General features: G+C 69.1%; 19 protein-coding genes. All 19 read right to left on the bottom strand.

What is annotated here, in order from left to right; genetic code table 11:
- Window positions 1-60 precede the first annotated feature (60 nt).
- Entirely contained in the window at window positions 61-861 is an 801-nt protein-coding gene (locus tag IWH25_RS09485) for an ABC transporter ATP-binding protein (protein ID WP_203389056.1), read from the bottom strand.
- 19 nt (window positions 862-880) lie between these two features.
- Window positions 881-1,807 (bottom strand): nitrate ABC transporter permease, encoded by a 927-nt coding sequence (gene ntrB / locus IWH25_RS09480; protein WP_203389055.1) that lies wholly within the window; start codon window positions 1,805-1,807, stop codon window positions 881-883.
- Between the two features lie 13 nt (window positions 1,808-1,820).
- Complete coding sequence (locus tag IWH25_RS09475) at window positions 1,821-3,065, bottom strand: CmpA/NrtA family ABC transporter substrate-binding protein (protein ID WP_203389054.1); 1,245 nt, start codon at window positions 3,063-3,065, stop codon at window positions 1,821-1,823.
- A 221-nt stretch (window positions 3,066-3,286) separates the two neighbouring features.
- A complete protein-coding gene (locus tag IWH25_RS09470) occupies window positions 3,287-3,709 on the bottom strand; it encodes a hemerythrin domain-containing protein (RefSeq protein ID WP_203389053.1) in 423 nt (140 codons plus the stop codon).
- Between the two features lie 147 nt (window positions 3,710-3,856).
- Window positions 3,857-5,176, bottom strand: a complete 1,320-nt coding sequence (gene nosR / locus IWH25_RS09465; protein ID WP_203389052.1) for a response regulator c-di-GMP phosphodiesterase, NosR family — start codon at window positions 5,174-5,176, stop codon at window positions 3,857-3,859.
- Window positions 5,173-7,110, bottom strand: a complete 1,938-nt coding sequence (locus IWH25_RS09460) for an ATP-binding protein (RefSeq protein WP_203389051.1) — start codon at window positions 7,108-7,110, stop codon at window positions 5,173-5,175. The genes nosR and IWH25_RS09460 overlap by 4 nt, the downstream gene beginning before the upstream one ends.
- Before the next feature lie 22 nt (window positions 7,111-7,132).
- On the bottom strand, window positions 7,133-7,984 hold the full coding sequence (locus tag IWH25_RS09455) for an HDOD domain-containing protein (RefSeq protein WP_203389050.1): 852 nt from the start codon (window positions 7,982-7,984) through the stop codon (window positions 7,133-7,135).
- Window positions 7,981-8,301 carry a hypothetical protein gene (locus IWH25_RS09450; protein ID WP_203389049.1) on the bottom strand — a complete coding sequence of 107 codons (321 nt, stop codon included), beginning with the start codon at window positions 8,299-8,301 and terminating at the stop codon, window positions 7,981-7,983. The genes IWH25_RS09455 and IWH25_RS09450 overlap by 4 nt, the downstream gene beginning before the upstream one ends.
- Window positions 8,301-9,659: a response regulator gene (locus IWH25_RS09445; protein WP_203389048.1), complete on the bottom strand. Its 1,359-nt coding sequence runs from the start codon at window positions 9,657-9,659 to the stop codon at window positions 8,301-8,303. Before IWH25_RS09445 ends, IWH25_RS09450 begins: the two co-directional genes overlap by 1 nt.
- A gap of 112 nt (window positions 9,660-9,771) precedes the next feature.
- Window positions 9,772-10,167 (bottom strand): sirohydrochlorin chelatase, encoded by a 396-nt coding sequence (locus IWH25_RS09440; protein ID WP_203389047.1) that lies wholly within the window; start codon window positions 10,165-10,167, stop codon window positions 9,772-9,774.
- 50 nt (window positions 10,168-10,217) lie between these two features.
- Entirely contained in the window at window positions 10,218-11,900 is a 1,683-nt protein-coding gene (locus IWH25_RS09435; RefSeq protein WP_203389046.1) for a bifunctional protein-serine/threonine kinase/phosphatase, read from the bottom strand.
- Window positions 11,901-11,956: 56 nt separating this feature from the next.
- Window positions 11,957-13,171 (bottom strand): nitrate/nitrite transporter, encoded by a 1,215-nt coding sequence (locus IWH25_RS09430; RefSeq protein WP_203389045.1) that lies wholly within the window; start codon window positions 13,169-13,171, stop codon window positions 11,957-11,959.
- Window positions 13,172-13,181: 10 nt separating this feature from the next.
- Window positions 13,182-13,493 (bottom strand): nitrite reductase small subunit NirD, encoded by a 312-nt coding sequence (gene nirD, locus IWH25_RS09425; protein ID WP_203389044.1) that lies wholly within the window; start codon window positions 13,491-13,493, stop codon window positions 13,182-13,184.
- Between the two features lie 19 nt (window positions 13,494-13,512).
- Window positions 13,513-15,960 (bottom strand): nitrite reductase large subunit NirB, encoded by a 2,448-nt coding sequence (gene nirB / locus IWH25_RS09420; protein WP_203389043.1) that lies wholly within the window; start codon window positions 15,958-15,960, stop codon window positions 13,513-13,515.
- Between the two features lie 179 nt (window positions 15,961-16,139).
- A complete protein-coding gene (locus tag IWH25_RS09415) occupies window positions 16,140-17,843 on the bottom strand; it encodes an ABC transporter ATP-binding protein/permease (protein ID WP_203389042.1) in 1,704 nt (567 codons plus the stop codon).
- 293 nt (window positions 17,844-18,136) lie between these two features.
- On the bottom strand, window positions 18,137-19,126 hold the full coding sequence (gene ybiB / locus IWH25_RS09410; protein ID WP_203389041.1) for a DNA-binding protein YbiB: 990 nt from the start codon (window positions 19,124-19,126) through the stop codon (window positions 18,137-18,139).
- An 18-nt stretch (window positions 19,127-19,144) separates the two neighbouring features.
- A complete protein-coding gene (locus IWH25_RS09405; RefSeq protein ID WP_203389040.1) occupies window positions 19,145-21,871 on the bottom strand; it encodes a nitrate reductase in 2,727 nt (908 codons plus the stop codon).
- A gap of 172 nt (window positions 21,872-22,043) precedes the next feature.
- Window positions 22,044-22,466: a ClpXP protease specificity-enhancing factor gene (locus IWH25_RS09400; protein WP_203389039.1), complete on the bottom strand. Its 423-nt coding sequence runs from the start codon at window positions 22,464-22,466 to the stop codon at window positions 22,044-22,046.
- Between the two features lie 44 nt (window positions 22,467-22,510).
- The gene (locus tag IWH25_RS09395) at window positions 22,511-23,107 is read right to left on the bottom strand and encodes a glutathione S-transferase N-terminal domain-containing protein (RefSeq protein WP_203389038.1); all 597 of its coding nucleotides are present in this window, start codon (window positions 23,105-23,107) and stop codon (window positions 22,511-22,513) included.
- Window positions 23,108-23,125 lie beyond the last annotated feature (18 nt).

Below are 23,125 nucleotides of genomic sequence, written 5' to 3'. Positions count from 1 at the left end.
CGACGCCGATCAAGCGGGCGGCCGCCGGGGGACGGCCGCCCGTTCCCGAAGGCGGCGGGGTCAGGCCGCCAGCTTCTCGTGGTGCGCCTGCTTCTCGTAGAGGAAGGACAGCACCGCGGCGCGGCACTCGATGTAGCGCGGGTCGTGCGCCAGCTCCAAGCGGTTGCGCGGGCGCGGCAGGTCGACCGCGAGGATCTCGCCGATCGTCGCCGCCGGGCCGTTGGTCATCATCACGATGCGGTCGGAGAGCAGCACCGCCTCGTCGACGTCGTGCGTGACCATGACCACGGTCGCCTGCGTCGCGTCGCAGATCTTCATCAGCTCGTCCTGCAGCTTGGCGCGGGTCAGCGCGTCGAGCGCGCCGAAGGGCTCGTCCATCAGCAGCACCTTCGGCTGCATCGAGAGGGCGCGGGCGATGCCGACGCGCTGCTTCATGCCGCCCGAGATCTCGTGCGGATACTTCTGCTCGGCGTGGGTCAGGCCGACCAGCGCCAGCGCCTCCTGCGTGCGCACCTTCAGCTTGGCCTTGCCTTCCTTGGCGCCGAAGACGCGCTCGACGGCGAGGTAGACGTTCTCGAAGCAGGTCAGCCACGGCAGCAGCGAGTGGTTCTGGAAGACCACCCCGCGCTCGGGCCCCGGCCCGGCGATCTCGCGGCCGTCGCAGATGAGCACGCCGTCGCTCGGCGTGGTCAGCCCGGCGATCAGGTTCAGCAGCGTCGACTTGCCGCAGCCGGAGTGGCCGATCAGCGCGATGAACTCGCCCTTCTCGATGGTCAGGTCGATGTCGCGCAGCGCGACGAACGGCCCCTTCTTGGTGTCGAAGCGCATGCCGACGCTTTCGACTTGTACGAATTTTTTCATGATCGGGCTCCTTGTCCGTTCATTCGTAGGAGAAGCGCTTGGCGATCGCGATCAGCGCCTGTTCGAGCATGAGGCCGACGATGCCGATGACGAAGATGGCGATGATGATGTGCTCGACCTTGAGGTTGTTCCACTCGTCCCACACCCAGAAGCCGATGCCGACGCCGCCGGTGAGCATTTCCGCGGCGACGATGACCAGCCAGGCGGTACCGATCGACAGGCGGATGCCGGTCAGCATGTACGGCAGCACGGCCGGGAACAGGATCTTGGTGAAGATCTTCCACTCCGAGAGGTTGAGCACGCGGGCGACGTTCATGTAGTCCGAGGGCACGCGGGTGACGCCCTGCGCGGTGTTGAGGATCATCGGCCAGATCGAGCAGATGAAGATGGTCCACGTCGCCGCCGGGTCGGCCTTCTTGAACACGAGCAGGCCGATCGGCAGCCAGGCCAGCGGCGACACCGGCCGCAGCAGGCTGATGATCGGGTTCACCATGCTGGAGAGCGTGGCGAAGCGGCCGAGCATGAAACCGAGCGGGATGCCGATCGCCGCCGCGATGCCGAAACCGATGCCGACGCGCTGCAGCGAGGAGAGCACGTTCCAGCCGATGCCCTGGTCGTTCGGACCGTTCGAGTAGAACGGATCGGCGAACAGCTTGACCGCTGCCTCCCAGGTCTGCACCGGCCCGGGCAGGCTGCCGCCGGCCTTGAGCGTGGCCAGGTACCAGATGCCGATCATCACGGCGATGCCGATCACCGGCGGCAGCACGGCGCGGGCGACGGCCTTCAGCCACTCGCCGGCGCGGCCGGCGGATTTCGGCGCCGACGCCGGCGCTGCGCTGTCGCCGGCGGCGGGCGCCACCTTGGCGACCGGTGCCGCGACCGCTTCCGCGGCCGCCGGTACGGCGGCGGCCAAGCCGGCCGCCTTGTCGAAAGTAATTGCACTCATGATGCTTCCTTCCTCAAACCTTGACCTTGAAACCGCCGGCGTACTTCTTCGGGTCCTTGCCGTCCCAGACGACGCCGTCGATGAACTTGCTCGTGCGCATGTCGCTCTTCGGCACGCTGACGCCGACGCGGGCGGCGGCCTGCTTGTAGAGTTCGACCTGGTTCACCTTCTTCGCCACGCCGAGGTAGTCCGGGTCGTCCTTCAACAGCCCCCAGCGCTTGTGCTGCGTCAGGAACCACATGCCGTCGGACAGGTACGGGTAGTTCACCGCGCCGTCGTTGAAGAACTTCATGTGGTTCTTGTCGTCCCAGCTCTTGCCGAGGCCGTTCGAGTAGCGGCCGAGCATGCGTTCGAGGATGACGTCCATGTCGGTGTTGACGTAGGCCTTCTGCGCGATCGTCTCCGCCGTCTCGCGGCGGTTGGCGAGCGAGGCGTCGATCCAGCGGCCGGCCTCGATGATCGCGCACATCATCGCGATCGCCGTCTTCGGATACTTGGCGACGAACTCGGCGGTGGTGCCGAGCACCTTCTCCGGGTGGTCGGTCCAGATGTCCTGCGAGGTGACCGCGGTGAAGCCGATCTTGTCCATGATCGCGCGGTTGTTCCACGGCTCACCGACGCAGAAGCCGTCCATGTTGCCGACGCGCATGTTGGCGACCATCTGCGGCGGAGGCACCGTGATCGTCTTCACGTCCTTGAACGGGTTGATGTCGTGCGCCGCCAGCCAGTAGTACAGCCACATCGCATGCGTGCCGGTCGGGAAGGTCTGCGCGAAGGTATATTCGCCGGGCTTCGCGGTGATCAGCTTCTTCAGCCCGGCACCGTCGGTGACACCGAGGTCCTTCAGCTTGTTGGCGAGCGTGATCGCCTGGCCGTTGTTGTTCAGCGACATCAGCACCGACATGTCCTTCTTCGGCCCGCCGATGCCCAGATGCACGCCGTAGATCAGGCCGTAGAGCACGTGCGCGGCGTCGAGTTCGCCGTTCACGAGCTTGTCGCGCACGCTGGCCCAGCTCGCCTCCTTGGTCGGCACGATCTTGAGGCCGTACTTCTTGTCGAAGCCCTTGGCCGCGGCCATCACCACCGACGCGCAGTCGGTCAGCGGGATGAAGCCGATCTTGACCTCGGGCTTCTCCGGCGCATCCGAGCCCTGCGCCCAGACGCCCGCGTTGAGGCCGGGGAACATGCCCATCAATGCCGCGCCGGCGGCCGCCTTGACGAAGCCGCGGCGACTGACGATGTCGATCTTCTTGTCCATGGTGTTTTCCTCTCAGTGTGGGGTTGCGATGCAGTGCACATCGCAACCACCGTGCCACATATCAAAAACAATGGATTTAGATCAAAGAAACAAGCGCTTGGCTCGTTGCATCACGCTGTGCTAAATATGCAGATTGCACTATTGCAGTGCAACAGAACGGTGCATGCGCACGCTGTTGGCGTGGAAAACGGCAGCGACGAACGGGAACGGTGCGGCGGGGATCAGTGGCCGGGATGGCCCAGCAGGCGTGCGAGCGCCTCGCGGCCGAGCAGGTCTTCGGCGACCTCGAACAGCTCGCGCTCCTCGAAGCGCACGTGCGCGGACATCAGCTCGGCGAAGCGCAGCAACACGTCCGGGTCGGGCAGCTCGAGCTCGCGCACCAGCCGCTGCAGCGCGCGGTGCTCGAGCAGCGTGCGCGCGACGACGGCGCTGGCGCCGGCGGCCTCGAGCGCCGGCAACAGGTCGCGTTCCTCGACGTGGAAGTGCGGCAGCAGCTCGCCGGCAAAGACTTCGCAGGTGCGGCGGCAGGCCGCCTCGACCTGCGCCTCGTCGCCGCTGGCGGCGGCACGCTTGAGGCGCACCACGAGCGCGAGCGCGGTGTGGTGTTCGCGCGAGAGATCCTGGAGTTCCGGGCAGCGTTTCATGCCCGCAGTGTTGGTCGCCGCGCCCGGGAATTCCTTGAGTTCGGTCAAAAATCGCCGGACGGCGGCAAAAACCTTGCCGACGTCATCAGCCGGCACGATCTGCGCAGCCGCGTGCGCCGCCGACCGCGCGCCCCCGGGCGGCCGGACTCAGCGCTTGTCGGTGCGGATATGCAGGCCGTGCAGGCCGCCTTCGGCGCGGGCGTAGTCCTGGATCTGCCGGATCAGGCGCTCGTCGAGCAGGTAGTCGGCGGCCAGCAGCAGCACGCCGTCGCGGGTGACCAGGTCGCGCGCCAGCACCATGCCCGGCTGCAGGTCGGCGAGCGGCACCAGCACGCCGCCGCCGGGCTCGGGCTCGACGCTGCCGAAGATCGACAGGAAGGCATCGACCACCTGCGGGTCGTAGCGCTTGCCGCGGCCGTCGACGATCAGTTTCTTGGCCTCCTCCGGGTTCAGCCGGCGCGGCGAGATGATGCCGATCTGCAGCCCGTCGTAGTCGTTGGCCAGCGCCAGGATGCGCGCGCCGAGCGGGATGGCGAGACCGGACAGGCCGTCGGGGAAGCCTTGGCCGTCGAAGCGCTCGTGGTGCGAGCGCAGCAGCGCGGCGGCGCCGCGCAGCTCGTCGAGCGCCATCAGCGACTGCTCGCCCTTGATCGTGTGCTTGCGGTAGGCGCCGAGGTCGTCGCCGCTCATGTGCGTGACCGGCTTCGCCAGCAGGCTGTCGGGCAGGCCGATCTTGCCGATGTCGTGCAGCAGGCCGGCGAGGAAGACGTCCTGCAGGTCGCGCCCGGCGAGCCCCATCTTCGCGGCGATCTTGCGCGCGAGGTCGGCGACGCGGCGGGAATGGCCGGCGAGCGCGCCTTCGCGCAGCTCGATCAGGTTGGCGAAGACCTTCACCGAGGTGAGGAAGCTGCCCTTCAGCTTCTCGTTGGCCAGCGCCAGTTCCTGCGTGCGCGCCTGCACCTTCTCCTCGAGCGACTGGTTGAGCGCCTTCAGCTCCTCGTTCTGGCGCACGGTGAGCGCTTCCAGGCGCGCCTTCTCGCGCTCCAGCGCCTTGCGTTCGAGCGCCTTGCGGATGGTCTGCAGTACCTCCTCGTCGTCCCACGGCTTGGCGATGTAGCGGAAGATCTCGCCGCGGTTGATCGCGGCGACGGTGGAGGCGATGTCGGCGTAGCCGGTGAGCAGGATGCGCACGGTGTCCGGCCAGCGCTGGCGGACCTGGTCGAGGAACTGCGCGCCGTCCATCACCGGCATGCGCATGTCGGAGATGACCAGGTCGGCCTCCTCCTTGGCCAGCGCCTCCAGCCCCTCGGCGCCGCTGTTGGCCAGCGTCACCTGGTAGCCGCTGGAGCGCAGCAGGCGGCGCAGCGAAGAGAGGATGTTCGGCTCGTCGTCGACGCAGAGCAGGCGCCACGGCCGCTCGGCGGCGGCGGCGTCGACCAGGTCGGAAGTGGCGGCGGGAAGGTTCATGGTGCGGTTTCGGGTTTCGGCTGTTCGACGGGGAGCGTGATGCGGAAGGTGGAGCCGCGCCCGGGCTCGCTGTCGACGTCGATCGTGCCGTGGTGCTTCTGGACGATGCCGTAGGACAGCGACAGGCCGAGACCGGTCCCCTTGCCGATCGGTTTGGTGGTAAAGAACGGATCGAAGATGCGCTGGCGGACCTCCGGCGACATGCCGCAGCCGGTGTCGACGATCTCGACCCAGACCTTGCCGTCGGCGGCGCCCGTGCGCACGGTAATCCTACCGCGTTCCGCGCCCATCGCGTGCGCGGCATTGACCAGCAGGTTCATGAACACCTGGTTGAGCTGCGACGGCAGGCACTCGACCTCGGGCAGGACGCCGTATTCCTTGATCACGTCGGCCTTGTACTTGATCTCGTTGTTCACGATGTTGAGCGTCGAGTCGAGGCCGTGGTGCAGGTTCGCCCACTGCCATTCCTGCGAGCTGTCGACGTGCGAGAAGTCCTTCAGGTCCTGGACGATCTTCTTGACGCGCGTGATCCCCTCCTTCGACTCCTTCAGCAGCGCCGGGATGTCCTCCTTGAGGAAGTCGAGGTCGAGCTCGCTGCGCAGCGCCTTCGCCGCCAGCGCCCGCTCGTTGTCCGGCACCGCCTGCGCCAGCGCCTCGTAGGCGTCGAGGATGCGGAACAGGTCGGCGAGGAAGGACTCGAGCGAGCCGATGTTGGAATGGACGTAGCCGATCGGGTTGTTGATCTCGTGCGCCACCCCCGCCGCCAGCTGGCCGATCGAGGCCATCTTCTCGGACTGCGTCAGCTGCTCCTTGGCCTGCGACAGCTCGATGTTGAGCCGGGTCACCTCGGCGTAGCGCCGCAGCAGCTCGGCTTCGGCCCGCTCGCGCATGGCGATGTCCTCGGCCATGCGCCGGTTGGCGTCGGCCAGCTCGGCGGTGCGCTCGGCGATAGTCCGCTCGAGGTCCTCCTGGTGCCGGCGCAGCGCATCCTCCGCCTTGTGGCGGTCGGTCACGTCCTGCAGCGTCTCGATCGCGCCGACGATGTTGCCGGCGAGGTCGCGCACCGGCGCGGCGGTGAAGAACAGCCAGCAGCCGCCGTCGCCGAAATGCGGGAAGAAGTTTTCCGCCTCGTAGACATCCTGCGCCAGCTTCGAGCGGCGGTAGATGCCGCGGTAGAACTGCTCGAACTTCTCCTCGAGTGCGCCATTCACGATCAGGTCGGCCATCACCGGCCGCTCGCTGGCGTAGAAGGCGCGCCACTGGTTGCGCGTGCCGACCATGTCGGCGGCCTTGATGCCGGTGACCAGCTCGCAGGCGCGGTTCCAATGGGTGACGCGGTGCTCGGCGTCGATCACGAAGGTCGGCACCGGGTCGCCGTCGATGATCTGGCCGAGGCGCTGCTGCATGTCGCGGCGGACCTCGTCGGCACGCTCGCGCTCGAGGCCGAGCGCCTTGAGCAGGCCGTCGGTGGCCGGATCGCCGTTGCCGCCGCCGGCCTTGTCGTAGGCCTCGGCCGGGCTCATGCCGGACTGGATGAACTCGATCTGCCGCGCCATCACCAGGTCGACGCCGAGGGTGTGGTAGATCAGCCAGCGCATGATGAAGTGCTGCAGCACGGTGATGTCCTGCTTGCCGCCGTCGCGCATCGCCTCGAGCTGGCCGATGAAATCGCAGTGCAGGCGGCGATGCGTCTCGACGTGGCGCGGGTCGACGCGCTGGTGCGCCATCGCCTTCTCCTCGCGCTGGAAGTGCGCCACCGCGTGCAGCTTGAGGTGGTCGTACTCGGCGCGGAGGTCGACGCCGCCCTCGCCGCCGCACTGCAGCCGGCCGATTTCGTTGACGATCTGGATCAGCCCGCGGTGGTCCTCATCGACCTCCGGGATGCCCGTCGCCATGTGCTCGCTCCAGACAAAGGCCTCAATCACTCCGCTCATCCTGCGTCGCTCCGTCCATCCGCTAGACCAGTATCTCGCAGATCTCGCCGAATTGCGCCTCGACTTCGGCGAAGAGGCGCTCGCTCTCGTCCGCGGAGAGTGCCGCCGCCTCCCAGCAGGCGGGGTCCGGGCACGGCACCAGCGCGTCCGCCTCGCCGCCGACGTCGAGCGCACTGGCGATCACGTTGGCGAGGTGCAGAATGCCCGGCAGCGCGCGATAGGCGTCGACCGGCGGCGCATGGTGGCAGCCGATCGCCGCGCACAGCGCCGGCGGGAAGCGCCAGCGTTCGGCGAGCAGACGGCCGACCTCGGCGTGGTCGATGCCGAGCACCGCCCGCTCGGCGTCGATCGGGGAGCAGTCGCACTCGCGGCGATAGGCGGCGACCGCCGCCATGTGCCGCGGGAAACAGGTCACCAGCGCGACGCGGCCGATGTCGTGCAGCAGGCCGCCGATGAAGGCCTCCTCCTCGGGCACGCCGACCCGCCGGGCGAGGACGCGCGCGCACAGCGCGGCGGCGATGCCGTGCTTCCAGAAGGCACGCAGTTCCTCCTCGGTATCGGTACCGGCCTTGAACACCGAGGCGAAGCTGGCGGCGACGGCGAGCGCGCGCACGCTGCGCAGGCCGAGGACGATGACCGCGTCGGCGATCGACGCGATGCGGTGCGAGTGGCCGTAGAACGGCGAATTGGCGACGCGCAGGATGCGCGTGGTCAGCCCCTGGTCGTGGGCGATGCGGCGGGCGATCGCGTCGGTGTCGGCCGTGGCGTCGTCGATGCTCGCCAGCAGCTCGGCGACCATCGTCGGCAGCGACGGCAGCGCGTTGATCCCGGCCAGCATGCGCTCGGCGTCGAGGCGCAGGTTTTCGCCGTTCATAGCCGGCTCCGGCGATAGTCGAGCAGCCGCTGCCGGAGATCGGCGGCGGCGGCGTTGCCGGCGCAGCCGCGGAAAAGATGCGCGAGGCGCAACTCGAGGCGCTGCAGTTCGGCCTCGCGCGCGGCGTCGTCCAGACGCACCGGGACGGCCAGTGCCAGGCGCTCGACGCCCCGCCGGCGCAGGCTGGCGAGATGCGCTTCGGTGAGCAGCGTGCCGCCGGGGAGCAGCACGCTGCCGCCGGCATCGCGCACGTCGTCGGCGAGCGTCATGCCCGCCGACACGTCGTCGAGGGCCATTTCCCTGCGTTCGCTTCGCATCAGCATTCTCCCTTCGGCAGGATCAGCAGCAGGCGGCCGCTTGCCCGCCCGCTCATGGCGCGGCACAGCACGCGGCAGGAACGGCCGCCGATCGTTGCTTCGGCGTCGGCCGCCGCGGCCGGCGGCAGCAAACGGAACAGCGCTTCCGGCAGGTGCGTCGCAGCGTCGGCGCCGAGCAGCGGCTCTTCGCCGGCGAGCAGCGTCTCCGCCGCGGGGTTGGCGAAGACGATCAGCCCGTCCTCGTCGACGCCGATCACCGGCAGCGGCACCTCGGCGAGGATTTCGCGCGCCACCTCGAGACTGGCGCCGCCGAGCGCCAGCGCCCGCTGCTGGTCGCGCAGCAGCGCGGTGAGCTGCGCGTTGGCCGCCGCCAGCTCGCGGTTGGCTGCCTCCAGCTCGCGCCCGAGGCGCAGGTTCTCGTCGCCCATCTCCTTGTGGCGGAAGGCCTCCTCGATGTTGGCGCGGAGCAGCTCGTCGTCCCACGGCTTGGTCAGGAACTTGTAGATCGCCCCCTCGTTGATCGCGTCGGTGATCGACTGCAGCTCGGTGTAGCCGGAAAGCACGATGCGCACCGTCGCCGGATAGAGGGTCTTCACCCGACGCAGGAACTCGACGCCGGTCATGTTCGGCATGCGCTGGTCGGAGACGATCACGTCGACGGCGTTCTGCGCCAGCAGTTCGAGCGCCGCGGCGCCGCTCTCGGCGGTGAGGATGCGGTAGCCGTCGCGGCGCAGCAGGCGCTTCAGCGATGCGAGGATGTTCTCCTCGTCGTCGACCAGCAGCAGCGTGCGCTGTCCGGCCGCGTGCAGCGAACGGTCGGTCAAGGCCGCTTGCCGCGGCGCGCCATCCGGCGCGGCGGCCGCCGCGAGATCGAAGTGGCTGACCACCGCGCCGCGCCCGTCGGCGCCGGCCAGCGCGGCGATATGGACGTGGAGGCGACGGCTGCCGCCGGTCGTGGCGCAGGCATAGACGCCGGCCGCGACGTCGCGGCCGCCGGCGAGGACTTCGCGCAGCTGCGTCGTGCAGGCGGGGGTATCCGGCGGGACGGCACGGTCGAGGGCGGCGGCGGCGACGAGGTAGTCGTCGCCGGCGATGCCGCAGTCGGCGGCGAGGCGCCGCCAGGCGGCGTTGCCGGCGCGGATGCGGGCCGCCGCATCGACGACGACGATCGCCGCCGGCAGGGCCTCGAAGAACGAACGTCGCGCTTCTTCGCTCGCCAAGATGCTGTAATCGGACGAATTCATTACGACCCCATCATCAACGCCGGTCGTCGCCGTCGTTCCAGCCGCAGCGCCGAAGGCGAGGATGTCGGCGGGACGCGGCAGGCCGCGTGGCGCATCGGCGCGGATTCGGCTCACCGGTGATCAGCTTACCACCGCCGGCCGGCGAAGAGTAGGCCGACGACATAGGCCGATGTCGTGGAAGGCTGCGGACGCAGGCACCTGCCGGCGCGGAATCGAGTGCCGGAAATCAGTCGGCGGCCGCGAGCGCGTCGCCGGTGGCGAGGCCCAGCGCATAGGCAGCCATCGCCCGCACCACCGGCTCCGCCTCCCCGACCGGCGCCGCCAGCGCGAAGCAGACCTGCGGGTGGCGTTCGCGCAGGCGCTCCATCAGCAGCGGCACGTCGTTCTTCAGGTGGCCGCCCTGGGCGATGAACATCGGCACCACGACCACCGTCGCGTAGCCTTCGTCGGCCAGCGCCGCGGCACAGCTTTCGAGATCCGGCGCCATGAATTCGAGGAAGGCGAGCTCGACGCGCAGCTGCGGCGAGCGCTCGCGGATCGCGGCGCGCACGCGGCGCATCGGATTCGCCCACTCGGGGTCGCGGGCGCCGTGGGCGAAGAGGATCAGTGCGGTGTTTTCCATGCCGCCAGTGTAGCGCGCCGCGCCGCCGATGGCAGCGGGTCGGTGCCCGCTCAGCGCAGCAGCAGCGCGAGCAGCACCAGGTTGAGCGCGAGCGAGACGGCGGCGATCAACCGCCAGGCGAGCAGCGGGTTCTTCGTCATCAGCGGCTGCCGCGCCGGCGCCGCGAGCGGGCGCGCGGCGCCGCGTTCGAGCGCGAGCAGGAATTCCTCGGCGGTCTCGAAGCGCTGCGCCGGATCCTTCGCCACCGCCTTCAAGAGCAGGTTCTCGACCCAGGCCGGCACCTCCGGGCGCCAGCGCGTCGGCGGCACCGGCTCGCCGAACCTGGGATGCTGGAAGGGCTCGATCTCGCCGTACGGGTACTTGCGCGTCAGCAGGTGGTAGAGCGTGACGCCGGCGGCGTAGAGGTCGTGCGCGGCAACAGCGGCCTCGCCGGCGAACAGTTCCGGCGCCATGAAGCTGGGCGTTCCCGGGTTGCCGGCCGCGGCGCCGGTTTCGCCGGCGCTGAGCGCGACGCCGAGGTCGAGGATGCGCAGCCGGCCGTCCTGGCCGAGGTGGATGTTGGCCGGCTTGATGTCGCGGTGCGCGATCTCCAGGCGGTGCAGCGCGGCGATGCCCTTCAGCAGCCGGACGCCGTGCTGCACGACCTCGGCGACGGTGAAGTGGTGGTCGGCATCGAGCATCCGCTGCAGCGTCGCCCCCTCGTGCCAGGTCATCAGGAAGTACAGGCAGCTGCGCTCGTCGGCCGGCACCACCTGCGGGAAGAAGGGCGAGACGACGCGCCGGGCGCGCCACTCCTCCATGACCAGGCCGGAGATCTCCTCCTGGTCGCCGGCGCATTCCGGGCGCAGCGTCTTCAGCACCAGGCGCTGCCCGCTGTGCTTGTCGCGCACGCGGTAGAGCAAGGTCAGCCGCGATTCGTGCAGGACCTCCTCGACTTCCAGCCCGTCGAGCTCCTGCCCCTGCTTGAGACGCGGCGGCAGCGGCAGCTGGGAGACGTGCTCGAGGCTGTCGCGCAGGCTCGGTGGCGGCAGTTCGCGCACCTCGACGACCACCGCCGAGGCGTTGTCCTGGCCGCCGCTGGCCAGCGCCAGGCTGGTCAGCGCCGCCGCCGCGTGCTGCGGCTCGGGCTGCGCGAGCAGCACCTCGACCAGCTTGGCCTCCGGCAGCACGCCCCAGACGCCGTCGGAGAGCAGCACGAAGCGGTCGCCCGCCTGCAGCTCGCCCTCGGCGTAGTCGAGCAGCAGGTGGGCATCGAGCCCGACCGCGCGCGACAGCACGTTCTTCAGCTCCGGGTGGTCCCACAGGTGGTCGGTGGTCAGCCGGAACAGCTCGCCGCCGCGCAGCAGGTAGATGCGCGAGTCGCCGATGTGCGCGCTGTAGTAGCGGCGGCCGCGCAGCACGACGGCGGAGAGCGTGGTCGCCATGCCGGCGAGCTCGGGGTCGCGCGCCGACTGCGACAGCAGCCAGCGGTTGAGCGCGGTGACGACCTTGTCGATCGAACGATGCACGCCCCAGGTGTCGGGCGTCGCGTAGTAGTCGCAGAGCAGTCCGCGCACCGTGTATTCGGACGCCTCGCGGCCGCCCTTGTGACCGCCGAGGCCGTCGCCGAGCGCGGCGACCAGGCCCTTGTTCTCGAGCTCCTGCCCCTCCGGCGTGACGACGCCGCAGAAGTCCTCGTTCCGCTCGCGCGGACCGGTGAGGGAGGAATGACCAACGGCGACCTGCAGGGGCATGCAGCGACTCCAAATGAAAACCGGGGGAGCATGCGCTCCCCCGGCAGGACTTTACGTCAGATTTTCGCCGTCGTCAGGTGCGAGGCGCCCCAGGTCGTGCGCCAGCGCGTCTTGACGCCGGTCAGCCCGACCAGCGCGAGCAGCGCGAGGCTGGCGAAGATCAGGAAGCCGATCTGGTAGCTGCCGGTCAGCTGCTTCGAGTAGCCGAGCGACGATGCGAGGTAGAAGCCGCCGACGCCGCCGGCCATGCCGACGAGGCCGGTCATGACGCCGATCTCCTTCTTGAAGCGCTGCGGCACCAGCTGGAACACCGCGCCGTTGCCCATGCCCAGCGCCAGCATCGCGCAGACGAAGGCGGCCAGCGCCATCCACGCCTGCGGCAGGCCGAAGCTGACGATGGCGAGGAAGATGGCGGCGATCACGTACATCAGCGACAGCGAGCGGACGCCGCCGACGCGGTCGGCGACGTTGCCGCCGATCGGGCGCACCAGCGAGCCGGCGAAGACGCAGGCGGCGGTGAAGTAGCCGGCCATCTTCGGGTCGAGCCCGTACTGCGTGTTGAAGTAGATCACCAGCGACGAAGCCAGACCGACGAAGCCGCCGAAGGTCACCGAATAGAAGAACATGAACCACCAGGCGTCCTTGTCCTTCAGCACCTTCAGATATTCGGCCAGCGACTTCGGCGGCGGCGCGTCGGGCGCGTCCTTGGCCATGAACAGGAAGAGCACGAAGACGATCGACAGCGGCACCAGCGCGATGCCGAAGACGTTGGTCCAGCCGTAGGCGGCGGCGAGCCCGGGCGCCAGCAGCGCGGCGAAGGCGGTGCCCGAGTTGCCGGCACCGGCGATGCCCATCGCCGTGCCCTGGTGCTCCGGCGGATACCAGCGCGAGGCCAGCGGCAGCGCGGCAGCGAACGAGGCGCCGGCGACGCCGAGGAAGCCGCCGAGGATCAGCACTTCGGTGTAGGAATGGACGCCGACCAGCCAGGCGTAGGTCAGCGCGCCGAGGACGATGACCTGGCCGATGATCGCTGCCTTCTTCGGCGACAGGCGGTCGACCAGGATGCCCATGACGATGCGCAGCAGCGCGCCGGCAAGCACCGGCACGGCGACCATCAGCCCCTTCTCGGCATGCGACAGGCCGAGATCCTTGGCGATGCCGACGGCGAGCGGGCCGAGCATGACCCAGACCATGAAGGCCAGGTCGAAGTAGAGGAAGGCCGCGAGCAGCGTCGGCGTGTGGCCGGCCTGCAGGAAGGATTTCTTGTCCATGTCGTTCGCCTCAGACTTTCAGGTAGACGTCGCCGGCCTCGAGCTTGACCTCGAAGCGATTGCAGTGGCCGACGTCCGGCGCGACGGCGTCGCCGCTGTCGAGCTGGATGTTCATGCCGTGCAGCGGGCAGGTCACGCGCTTGCCGTGGACGATGCCCTGCGACAGCGGGCCGCCCTTGTGCGGGCACTTGTCGTGCAGCGCGAAGACTTCGTCTTCCGCGGTGCGGAAGACGGCGATGTCGCCGCCACTGGCCTGCTGCACGACGCGGGCGCCGAGGCGCGGGATATCGGCCAGCGCGCAGATTTTCCTGAATTCACTCATTTGCGTTCTCTCTCTTTCCTCAAGCCGGCTGCACCGCCAGCATCTCGAATTCCTTCTTCAGCTCGCCGTCGAGGCGCTCGGCCCACGGGTCCTTGATCCCCTTCAGCGAGTCGAGCAGGCGTGCATACAGCGCCTTGCGCCCCTCGCCGTCCTCGACGATCTTCTGCTTCACGTAGTCGAGGCCGACGCGCTGCACATAGTGGCAGGTGCGCTCCAGGTACCAGCCCTCCTCGCGGTAGAGCTGCAGGAAGGCGCCGGAGACCTCCATCACTTCCTCGTCGCTGGCGACCTTGCACAGGAACTCGGCGACCTCGGTCTTGATGCCGCCGTTGCCGGCGACGTAGATCTCGTAGCCGGAGTCCACCCCGATCACGCCGACGTCCTTGATGCCGGCCTCGGCGCAGTTCCTCGGGCAGCCGGAGACGGCGAGCTTGACCTTGTGCGGGCTCCACATGCCGAACAGCATCTTCTCCAGCTTGACGCCCATGTCCATCGACTTCTGCGTGCCGAAGCGGCAGTGCTCGGCGCCGACGCAGGTCTTCACGGTGCGGATCGACTTGCCGTAGGCGTGGCCGGAGACCATGCCGGCGGCGGCGAGGTCGGCCCACATCTTCGGCAGGTCGTCCTTCTTCACGCCGAGCAGGTCGATGCGCTGGCCGCCGGTGACCTTGACCGTCGGCACCTTGTACTTCTCGGCGGCATCGGCGATCGCGCGCAGCTCGGCCGGCGTCGTCAGGCCGCCCCACATCCGCGGCACCACCGAGTAGGTGCCGTCCTTCTGGATGTTGGCGTGCGCGCGCTCGTTGATGAAGCGCGACTGCGGGTCGTCCTTGGCGAGGTGCGGCCAGGTCGAGATCAGGTAGTAGTTGAGCGCCGGGCGGCACTTCTCGCAGCCGTCGGCGTTCTTCCACTCCATGAACTTCGTCACCGCCTCGACGCTGGTCAGCTCGCGCTCGCGGATCGCCTTGCGCACATCCTCGTGGCTGTGGTCGGTGCAGCCGCACATCGGCTTCTTGTCGGAGGCGGTGGCCTGGTAGGCACCGCCCAGCGTGGACGCCAGGATCTGCTCGCAGAGGCCGGCGCACGAGCCGCAGGAGGACGCCGCCTTGGTGTGCTTCTTCACCTCGTCGAGCGTGAACAGGCCCTTCTCCTTGATCGCCTTGACGATGACGCCCTTCTTGACGCCGTTGCAGCCGCAGACCTCGGCGTCGTCGCTCATCGCGGCGGCCTTCGACTGGCCCTGGTGGCCGACGTCGCCGACCATGCTCTGGCCGAACAGCAGCTGGTCGCGGATCTCGTGGATGTCCTTGCCGTCCTTCAGCAGCTGGAAGTACCACGGGCCGTCGGCGGTGTCGCCGTAGAGCACGCCGCCGACCAGCTTGTTGTCCTTGATCACGAGCTTCTTGTAGACGCCGCCGGCGGCGTCGTTGAGGATGATCTCCTCGGTATCCTTGCCGCCCATGTAGTCGCCGGCCGAGAACAGGTCGATGCCGGTGACCTTGAGCTTGGTCGAGGTCACCGAGCCGGTGTAGCGGCCGATGCCGTAGTTGGCGAGGTGGTTGGCGCAGACCTTGGCCTGCTCGAACAGCGGCGCGACCAGGCCGTAGGCGATGCCGCGGTGGGCGACGCACTCGCCGACGGCGTAGACCTTCGGGTCGTAGGTCTGCAGCGTGTCGTTCACGACGATGCCGCGGTTGCAGTAGATGCCGGAGGACTCGGCGAGCGCGGTGTTGGGGCGGATGCCGGCGGCCATGACGACGAGCTCGGCCGGGATCTGCATGCCGTCCTTGAAGCGGATGGCGGCGACGCGGCCGGATTCGCCGGCGATCAGCGCCTCGGTGTGCTTCTCGAGCAGGAAAGTGAGGCCGCGGTCTTCCAGCGACTTCTGCAGCATCCTGCCGGCGACCTCGTCGAGCTGGCGTTCGAGCAGCCACGGGCCGATGTGTACGACGGTGACGTCCATGCCGCGCAGCTTCAGGCCGTTCGCGGCTTCCAGTCCGAGCAGGCCGCCGCCGATGACCACCGCGTGCTTGTACCGCTTCGCCGCCTCGATCATCGCGTCGGTGTCGGCGATGTCGCGGTAGCCGATGACGCCGTCGAGGTTGTTGCCGGGGATCGGCAGCATGAACGGCGTCGAGCCGGTGGCCAGCAGCAGGCGGTCGTAGGGCTCGACGGTGCCGTCCTCGGCGATCACCTGGCGCTTGACGCGGTCGATCTTGGCGACCTTCTTGCCGAGGTGCAGGTTGACGCCGTTGTCGCGGTACCAGTCGTGGTCGTTGAGGATGATGTCCTGCACCTTCATCTCGCCGGCGAGCACCGGCGAGAGCAGGATGCGGTTGTAGTTCGGGTGCGGTTCGGCGCCGAAGACGGTGACGTCGTACATCTCCGGTGCGATCTTGAACAGTTCCTCGAGGGTGCGCACACCCGCCATGCCGTTGCCGACCATCACCAGTTTGGGTTTGCTCATGTTGCGACTCCAGTGCGTTGATGTTGCTGACGGAGCTATCGCAACAGCCGTGCCAAGAGCACAAGCCACTGTTTTTGTTCAAATATTTTGATTTGAATCAAGGCGTGATGCACGCAAGTGGTGCGCCGCACCCAAACACGGTGCGGCAACAGGCACCGTAACAGGGTCCGCGGCAGGGGCTACTGTGCCCAGCGATAGTCCTTCGCCGAATACAGCTTCCAGCTGCCGTCGCCGACGAGTTCGAGCACCTGCGTGTGGTACTTGAGGACGCTGGCACGGTGGCCGACGCTGACCAGCGTGGTGCGTCCGGCGACCAGCTGGCGGTAGAGGCGCTCCTCGTTGGGCACGTCGAGGGCGCTGGTCGCCTCGTCGAGGATGGCGAAGCGCGGCTGGGCGAGCAGCGCGCGGGCGAAGGCCAGGCGCTGGCGCTCGCCGAAGGAGAGCAGCTTCTCCCAGTCCATCTCGACGTCGAGGCCGCCGACGCGCTCGGCGAGGTCGGGCAGGTTGGCGCGACGGAGCAAGGCCAGCAGCTCCGCGTCGGCGATCGTCGGATCGTGGTTCGGATAGAGCAGCTGCGCGCGCAGCGAGCCGAGCAGCATGTACGGCTGCTGCGGCAGGAACAGGATGTCCTCCGGCCGCGGCCGGAAGATGATGCCGTGGCCGGAGTACCAGAGGCCGGCGATCGCTCGCAGCAGCGAACTCTTGCCGCTGCCGCTCTCGCCGACGATGAGCAGGCCCTCGCCGGGCGCGATGTTGAGCGTCAGCTCGCGCACCAGCACGCGCTCGTAGTTGGGCGTCTGCAGCGTGACGCGCTCGAGCGCGAGGCGCCCGCCCTCGACCGACTTGATCACGCTCTGCTCGACCTTGCGCCGCTTGGGCACCACCGGCAGCACGCGCGCCAGCGTGTTCAGGCGGTCGATGCCGGCGGCGAAGCGCGACAGGCTTTCGAAGTTCTCGACGATCAGCGAGATCGCGCTGAGCACCGCGGCGAAGGCGCCGGCGGCCTGGATCGCGCTGCCCACCTCGAGCTCGCCGGAGAGCACGCGCGGCGCGATGATCGCGCTCGGGATGACGATGGTCAGCAGGTTGTAGCCCTGCTGGAAGAGGTTCAGCGACAGCTGCTTGCGGATCAGCCGGCGGAAGTTGTCGAAGGCCGCCGCGAAGCGCTGCCGTACCTGCCGCAGCTCCTGCGCCTCGCCGCGGTAGAAGGCGATCGACTCGGCGTTCTCGCGCACGCGTACCAGGCCGAAGCGGAAGTCCGCCTCGCGTCGCAGCTGCTGGAAGTTGAGGCCGATCAGCACCTTGCCGAAGACGAAGACGGTGACCATGGTGCCGGCGGCGGCGTAGAAGATCAGGAAATAGACCAGCTCGTGCGAGATCGACCACAGCACCGCGCTGAACGCGACCAGCTGCAGCAGCGAGCCGATCAGGATGAGCAGGAAGTAGAGCGAGCGCTGGGTGAAGGTGTTGATGTCCTCGGCCACCCGCTGGTCCGGGTTGTCGATGACGGCGTTGGCGTTCAGCTCGTAGAAGTGCCGGTTGCTGAAGTAGCTCTTCAGGAAGCGGTCGGTCAGCCAGCGCCGCCAGTGGATGCCGAGCGTGTCGCGGACGTAGTAGTAGAAGGCGTTGATCGGCACCGCGGCGAACAGCAGCACCAGGCAGAAGGTGATCGCGTCCCAGAAGCGTTCGGCATCGTGCGCGGCGAGCGCCGAGGTGAATTCGCCGGTCTGGCGGATGAAGAGCACCGCGAACTGGGTCTGCGCGAGCAGCAGCAGCACCAGCAGCGCGAGCAGGCCGCGCGCCCTCCACCTCTCGTCCTCGCGCCAGTAGGGCGTCGCGATGGCCAGGAACCGTTGCCACAGGTGACGGTCGGCGATCTTCATCGTTATCGGGTCGGGGTCTGGCGCCGTACGGGCGGAGCGGGTCGATGCGTTCCGGAACCGTTTTACTCCCTGCCTCCGGTCAGGGTCAAGCGCGCCGCGGCAGGACCTCGGCAGGGGTGCGCCGCCCGGAGCCGGTGACGGAATCGTCGCGAGCGCTCCCGGCGCGAGCCCGCGCTGAACCCTGCCGGCGGGACGGACGACGCGCGGCGCCCGGACCTAGCGAACGGCTAGGCGGGGCGTGAGCATCGCCCGACGACACGAGCGGGGCGCGCAGCAGATCGAGTCAGCGGCGCTCAGCCGGTGACGACGGCGTGGCCGTTGCCCTCGACGGCGACGATGGCCTTGGCTTCGTTGAAGTCGCCGGCATAGCCGCAGGCGTGCAGGCAGGCGGCGAGCTGGTTGGCGATCGGCTGCGGCAGCGGCACCTGGCCGTCGAGGACGCGCCGCGTCCACGCCGCGGTGGTCGCCGCGTCGGCCTCCTCCGGCAGGTGCGGCAGCACCTTCAGGCTGTCGTGCTCGGATTCGAACAGGATCTCGCCGATGCCGTCGTGCAGGTACTCGATGCGCGGCCGGCGCTTCGGGTTGGCGAAAGGCTCGCCCTCGGTCGCGCGCAGCAGCAGCGCGCGCGCCTGCAGGCTGCCGAGCACGTCGCGCATGGTGTCCATGTAGGCCGGGTGCGTCGCGGCGGCGAGGATGACGCCCTCGCCGCGGAACGGGTCGAGCATCTTGACCAGGCTGTGCGCGCTGTTGCGCACGCCCAGCCGGGCGCGCAGCGCGAGCAGGTTGGCCAGCCCCGGGGCGATCACCGGCAGCGGCACGAAAGCCAGGCCGCGCTCGTCGAGCGCCTGCTGCGCCTGCTGGCGGGTGCCGCAGGGCATCACGCCGAGCTCGCGGAAGACGTGGCCGCTGGTGACGCGGCCGTAGCCCTCGAGCAGGCCGTGCACCACCACCGGCACGCCGAAGCGCTGCAGCAGCATGGCCAGCAGCGGCGTCAGGTTGGCGCCCTTGCGCGCGCCGTTGTAGCTGGGGATGACCACCGGCCGCAGGCCGCCGTGCTGGCCGTGCAGCGCATTGACGCGCTCGTTGGCGGCGGCGAGGAAGCCGATCATCTCCTCGCAGGACTCGCCCTTCATCCGGAAGGCGAGGAGGATGGCGCCGAGCTCGAGGTCGGGAATGCCGCCGTCGAGCATCGCGCCGTAGAGCTGCTGCGCGTCCGCTGGCGACAGGTCGCGCGAACCTTCGGCGCCGCGACCGATCTCCTTGATGATGTGGGCGTAGCTCATGGTTGTCTCCTCCGGGTGTCAGGCGGCCGCCGGCTGCGCGGCCGCCACCATCTTCTTCAACTCCGGCAGGCAACCGCCGCAGAAGGTTCCGCATTTTAGCTGGTCCTGCACCGCGTCGAGCGAGGCGCCGGCGGCCAGCGCCTTCTTCACCTGCGCTTCGCTGACGCCGGCGCACTTGCACAGCAGCGGCGAATGCGCCGGCGCCTGCTTCGGCGGCGTCGCGCTCGGCGCCAGCGCGAAGCGGATCAGCGCGGCGTCGATCGCGTCGTCGGCCATCGCGTCCTTCAGCCAGGCCACCGCCAGCGTCTCGCCGGCCAGGCGCACGCCGAGCAGGCGGCCGTCGCGGGCGAGCGCCTTCTTGTCGATGGCGCGCTTCGGGTCGACATAGACGATCGCCCCTTCGTCGCCCGCCAGCCCGAACAGCGCGTCGATCTCGGCGAGCAGTTCGGCCGGCGGCGCGCTGGCGGCCGCCGCGCGCAGCACGACCAGCGGCTCGGCGCCGCCATAGAGGCCGATCGTCGCGTAGGGAAAGCGCTTCAGCAACGGACGCGCGCGTTCGAGCAAGGCCAGCGCGTTGTCGGCCGCCGACGCTTCGTCGCCGTGGCGCAGCACGACCAGCGTCCACGGCAGCTCGACCTTCTCGACCGCGACCGCGGCGTGCTTCAGCTCGGGCTGGAACGAGTACGGGTCGGTCGCCGCCGGCATCAGCGCGTTGGCGCCGTAGCCGTTCATGAACTGCTCGCCCCAGTGCATCGGCAGCCAGGCGCGGCCGCGCGGCATGCCCTCGTCGGACTCGACACGGACGATGATCTCGCCGCGGCCGTTGCTGACCTTGGCCAGCGCGCCGGGCTCCAGCCCGCGGTGGCGCAGGTCGCAGCCGTTCATCTTCAGCAGCGGCTCGTCCTCGCCGTTGAACAGCCGCGGCACGGTGCCGGTGCGGCTCATGCCGTGCCACTGTTCGAGCAGGCGGCCGGTGAGCAGGCTGATCGGCCGCGCCGGGTCGGTCTGCTCGGCGGTCGGCTTGTGCTCGACGGCAACGAAGCGGGCGCGGCCGGACGGCGTCGGGAAGACGCCGTCCTCGTAGAGGCGGACCTTGCCGGCAGCGGCACCTTCCGGATACGGCCACTGCTGCGGACCGGCGGTCTCCAGCAGGGCGTAGGAGAGGCCGCCGATGTCGAGGTCGCGGCCGCACGTCGAGGCGCGGTGCTCGGCGTGGATCGATTCCGGCGTGGTGTAGGGGAACAGCTTGTCGGTCAGCGGCTGGCCGAGCTCGGCGCCCAGCCGGCGCGCGAAGTCGAGCGCGATCTGCCAGTCGTGGCGCGCCTCGCCGGGCGCCGGCACGGCGGCGCGCACGCGCGAGATGCGGCGCTCGGAGTTGGTCACCGTGCCTTCCTTCTCGCCCCACGAGGTCGCCGGCAGCAGCAGGTCGGCGTACTTCGCGGTGTCGGTGTTGGCGTAGGCGTCCTGCAGCACGACGAACTCGGCCGCCTCCAGCGCCGCGCGCACCTCGGCGACGTCGGGCATCGACTGCGCCGGGTTGGTGCAGGCGATCCACACCGCCTTGATCTCGCCGCTCTTCAGCGCACGGAACAGTTCGACCGCCGGTTTGCCGGGCTTCGGCGGCACGAAGGGAACGCCCCAGAAACGCGCCATCTCGGCGCGGTGCGCCGGGTTGCCGAGGTCGCGATGCGCCGACAGCAGGTTGGAGAGCCCGCCGACCTCGCGCCCGCCCATCGCGTTCGGCTGGCCGGTGAGCGAGAACGGGCCGCTGCCGGGCTTGCCGATGTGGCCGGTGGCGAGGTGCAGGTGGATGATCGCAGCGTTGTTGTGCGTGCCGTGCCAGCTCTGGTTGAGGCCCTGGCAATAGAGCGACAGCGCCGATTTGGCGGTGCCGAACCAGCGCGCGGCGAGGACGATCGCCTCCGGCTCGAGTCCGGTCAGCTCGGCGACCATCGCCGGCGTGTAGCGCTCGACCAGCGTCTCCAGCGCCGCGAAGCCTTCGGTATGGGCGGCGATGTAGTCGCGGTCGACCAGCCCCTCCTTCAGCAGCACGTGCAGCATCGCGTTGTACAGCGCGATGTCGCTGCCCGGCTTCAGCGCCAGGTGCAGGTCGGCGATGGCGCAGGTCTCGCTGCGCCGCGGGTCGACGACGATCACGCGCAGGTTCGGATTGGCCGCCTTGGCGTCCTCGAGGCGGCGGTAGACGATCGGATGCGCGACGGCGGCGTTGGAACCGGCGATCAGCACGCATTCGGCGTGGTCGAGGTCCTCGTAGGCGCAGGGCACGGCATCGGCGCCGAGCGTCTGCTTGTAGCCGGCGACCGCCGACGACATGCACAGGCGCGAGTTGGTGTCGAGGTTGTTGGTGCCGATCAGGCCCTTGGCCAGCTTGTTGAAGACGTAGTAGTCCTCGGTCAGCAGCTGGCCGGCGAGGTAGAAGGCGACCGAATCGGGGCCGTGCGCGCGGATGGTGTCGGCGAAGCGGCGGGCGGCGTGATCGAGGGCGTCGTCCCAGCCGACGCGGCGGCGCGGCGCCGTACGTACATCGCGCAGCTGCGGGTGCAGCAGGCGGTAGTCGAGGCGGGCGGAATCGGCGAGCGCGGCGCCCTTGGCGCAGAGGCGGCCGAAGTTGGCGGGGTGCGCCTTGTCGCCGCGCACGCCGGTTATGCGGCCGTCCTCGGCGTCGATGACGACGCCGCAGCCGGTGCCGCAGTAGCAGCAGGTGGATCGGGTTTCCGTTTTCATGTCTGTTGAGCTCCTGTCACCGAGACAGCAACAGACATGCCACGCCGAATAATCAGCAACTTAGTGCGGAGCGGCGGCAGGCGGGGCGAACGCACGCCTTGTCCTGGTGCGCATCAGCGGTGCCGAAGCGCCACCTTGGTGCGCACCCCGTCGAGGTGCGCGCGGCGCGGCGCTACTTGATGCGCTGCAGGCGGGGCCGCGTCGGCGGCGGGGTAGGCTCGGGTTCGGGCGCCGGCGGCTCGGGCGGGGTACCGCCCTCCTCGGCTGCGGCGGCCTCGGCTTCGGCCTCGATGTCGAAGGCCATGCCGGCGCCGTTCTCGCGCGCATAGATCGCCGCCACGTTGGCCAGCGGTACGCTGATGTCGCGGGCGACGCCGCCGAAACGGGCCTGGAACTCGATGAAGTCGTTGCCCAGCCGCAGCCGGTTGGTGGCGTCGGTGCTGATGTTCAGCACGATCTGGCCGTCGCGGACGAACTCGATCGGCACCCGCGTGTTGGCGTCGACGACGACCGCGAGGTAGGGCGTGAAGCCGTTGTCGCAGCACCATTCATGGATGGCGCGGACAAGGTAGGGTTTGGTCGAGGGCAGGCTCATGATGCTGGACGGGGCAGGTGGTCGCCTGCCCCATCATCCCACAATCAGCGGCGCATGACCTTTTCCGGCGGCGTCAGCGCGTCGATGAAGCCCTGGCGGCTGAAGATCCGCTCGGCGTACTTCATCAGCGGCGCGGCCTGCTTGCCGAGGTCGATGCCGTAATGGTCGAGACGCCACAGGAGCGGCGCGATGGCGACGTCGAGCATCGAGAAGTCCTCGCCGAGCATGTGCTTCTGCTTGGTGAAGATCGGCGCCAGCTCGACCAGGCGGTCGCGGATGGTCTGCCGCGCCTTGTCGGCGGTCTTCGCGCTCTTCTCCAGCGCCTCGATGTGCACGAAGATCTCGCGCTCCATGCCCGACAGCAGCTGGCGGGCCTTGGCGCGCATGATCGGGTCGGCCGGCATCAGCTGCGGATGCGGGAAGCGCTCGTCGATGTACTCGTTGATGATGTTCGGCTCGTACAGGATGAGGTCGCGCTCGACCAACACCGGCACGCGGTTGTAGGGGTTGATGACGGCGATGTCTTCCGGTTTGTTGAACAGGTCGACGTCGATCACCTGGAAATCCATGCCCTTCTCGTACAGGACGATGCGGCAGCGGTGGCTGAACGGGCAGGTGGTTCCGGAGTAGAGGTTCATCATGGTGGTTACCCTCAGAAA

The sequence above is a fragment of the Azospira restricta genome (assembly GCF_016858125.1).
GTDB lineage: Bacteria > Pseudomonadota > Gammaproteobacteria > Burkholderiales > Rhodocyclaceae > Proximibacter > Proximibacter restrictus.
The sequence above is the reverse complement of the archived record's forward strand: the minus strand, read 5'-3'. Positions and strand labels throughout refer to the sequence as shown.

Coding starts and splice junctions, on each gene's coding strand:
- IWH25_RS09485 (WP_203389056.1), bottom strand. CDS start 861: ATGAAAAAATTCGTACAAGTCGAAAGCGTCGGCATGCGCTTCGACACC.
- ntrB (WP_203389055.1), bottom strand. CDS start 1,807: ATGAGTGCAATTACTTTCGACAAGGCGGCCGGCTTGGCCGCCGCCGTA.
- IWH25_RS09475 (WP_203389054.1), bottom strand. CDS start 3,065: ATGGACAAGAAGATCGACATCGTCAGTCGCCGCGGCTTCGTCAAGGCG.
- IWH25_RS09470 (WP_203389053.1), bottom strand. CDS start 3,709: ATGAAACGCTGCCCGGAACTCCAGGATCTCTCGCGCGAACACCACACC.
- nosR (WP_203389052.1), bottom strand. CDS start 5,176: ATGAACCTTCCCGCCGCCACTTCCGACCTGGTCGACGCCGCCGCCGCC.
- IWH25_RS09460 (WP_203389051.1), bottom strand. CDS start 7,110: ATGAGCGGAGTGATTGAGGCCTTTGTCTGGAGCGAGCACATGGCGACG.
- IWH25_RS09455 (WP_203389050.1), bottom strand. CDS start 7,984: ATGAACGGCGAAAACCTGCGCCTCGACGCCGAGCGCATGCTGGCCGGG.
- IWH25_RS09450 (WP_203389049.1), bottom strand. CDS start 8,301: ATGCGAAGCGAACGCAGGGAAATGGCCCTCGACGACGTGTCGGCGGGC.
- IWH25_RS09440 (WP_203389047.1), bottom strand. CDS start 10,167: ATGGAAAACACCGCACTGATCCTCTTCGCCCACGGCGCCCGCGACCCC.
- IWH25_RS09435 (WP_203389046.1), bottom strand. CDS start 11,900: ATGCCCCTGCAGGTCGCCGTTGGTCATTCCTCCCTCACCGGTCCGCGC.
- IWH25_RS09430 (WP_203389045.1), bottom strand. CDS start 13,171: ATGGACAAGAAATCCTTCCTGCAGGCCGGCCACACGCCGACGCTGCTC.
- nirD (WP_203389044.1), bottom strand. CDS start 13,493: ATGAGTGAATTCAGGAAAATCTGCGCGCTGGCCGATATCCCGCGCCTC.
- nirB (WP_203389043.1), bottom strand. CDS start 15,960: ATGAGCAAACCCAAACTGGTGATGGTCGGCAACGGCATGGCGGGTGTG.
- IWH25_RS09415 (WP_203389042.1), bottom strand. CDS start 17,843: ATGAAGATCGCCGACCGTCACCTGTGGCAACGGTTCCTGGCCATCGCG.
- ybiB (WP_203389041.1), bottom strand. CDS start 19,126: ATGAGCTACGCCCACATCATCAAGGAGATCGGTCGCGGCGCCGAAGGT.
- IWH25_RS09405 (WP_203389040.1), bottom strand. CDS start 21,871: ATGAAAACGGAAACCCGATCCACCTGCTGCTACTGCGGCACCGGCTGC.
- IWH25_RS09400 (WP_203389039.1), bottom strand. CDS start 22,466: ATGAGCCTGCCCTCGACCAAACCCTACCTTGTCCGCGCCATCCATGAA.
- IWH25_RS09395 (WP_203389038.1), bottom strand. CDS start 23,107: ATGATGAACCTCTACTCCGGAACCACCTGCCCGTTCAGCCACCGCTGC.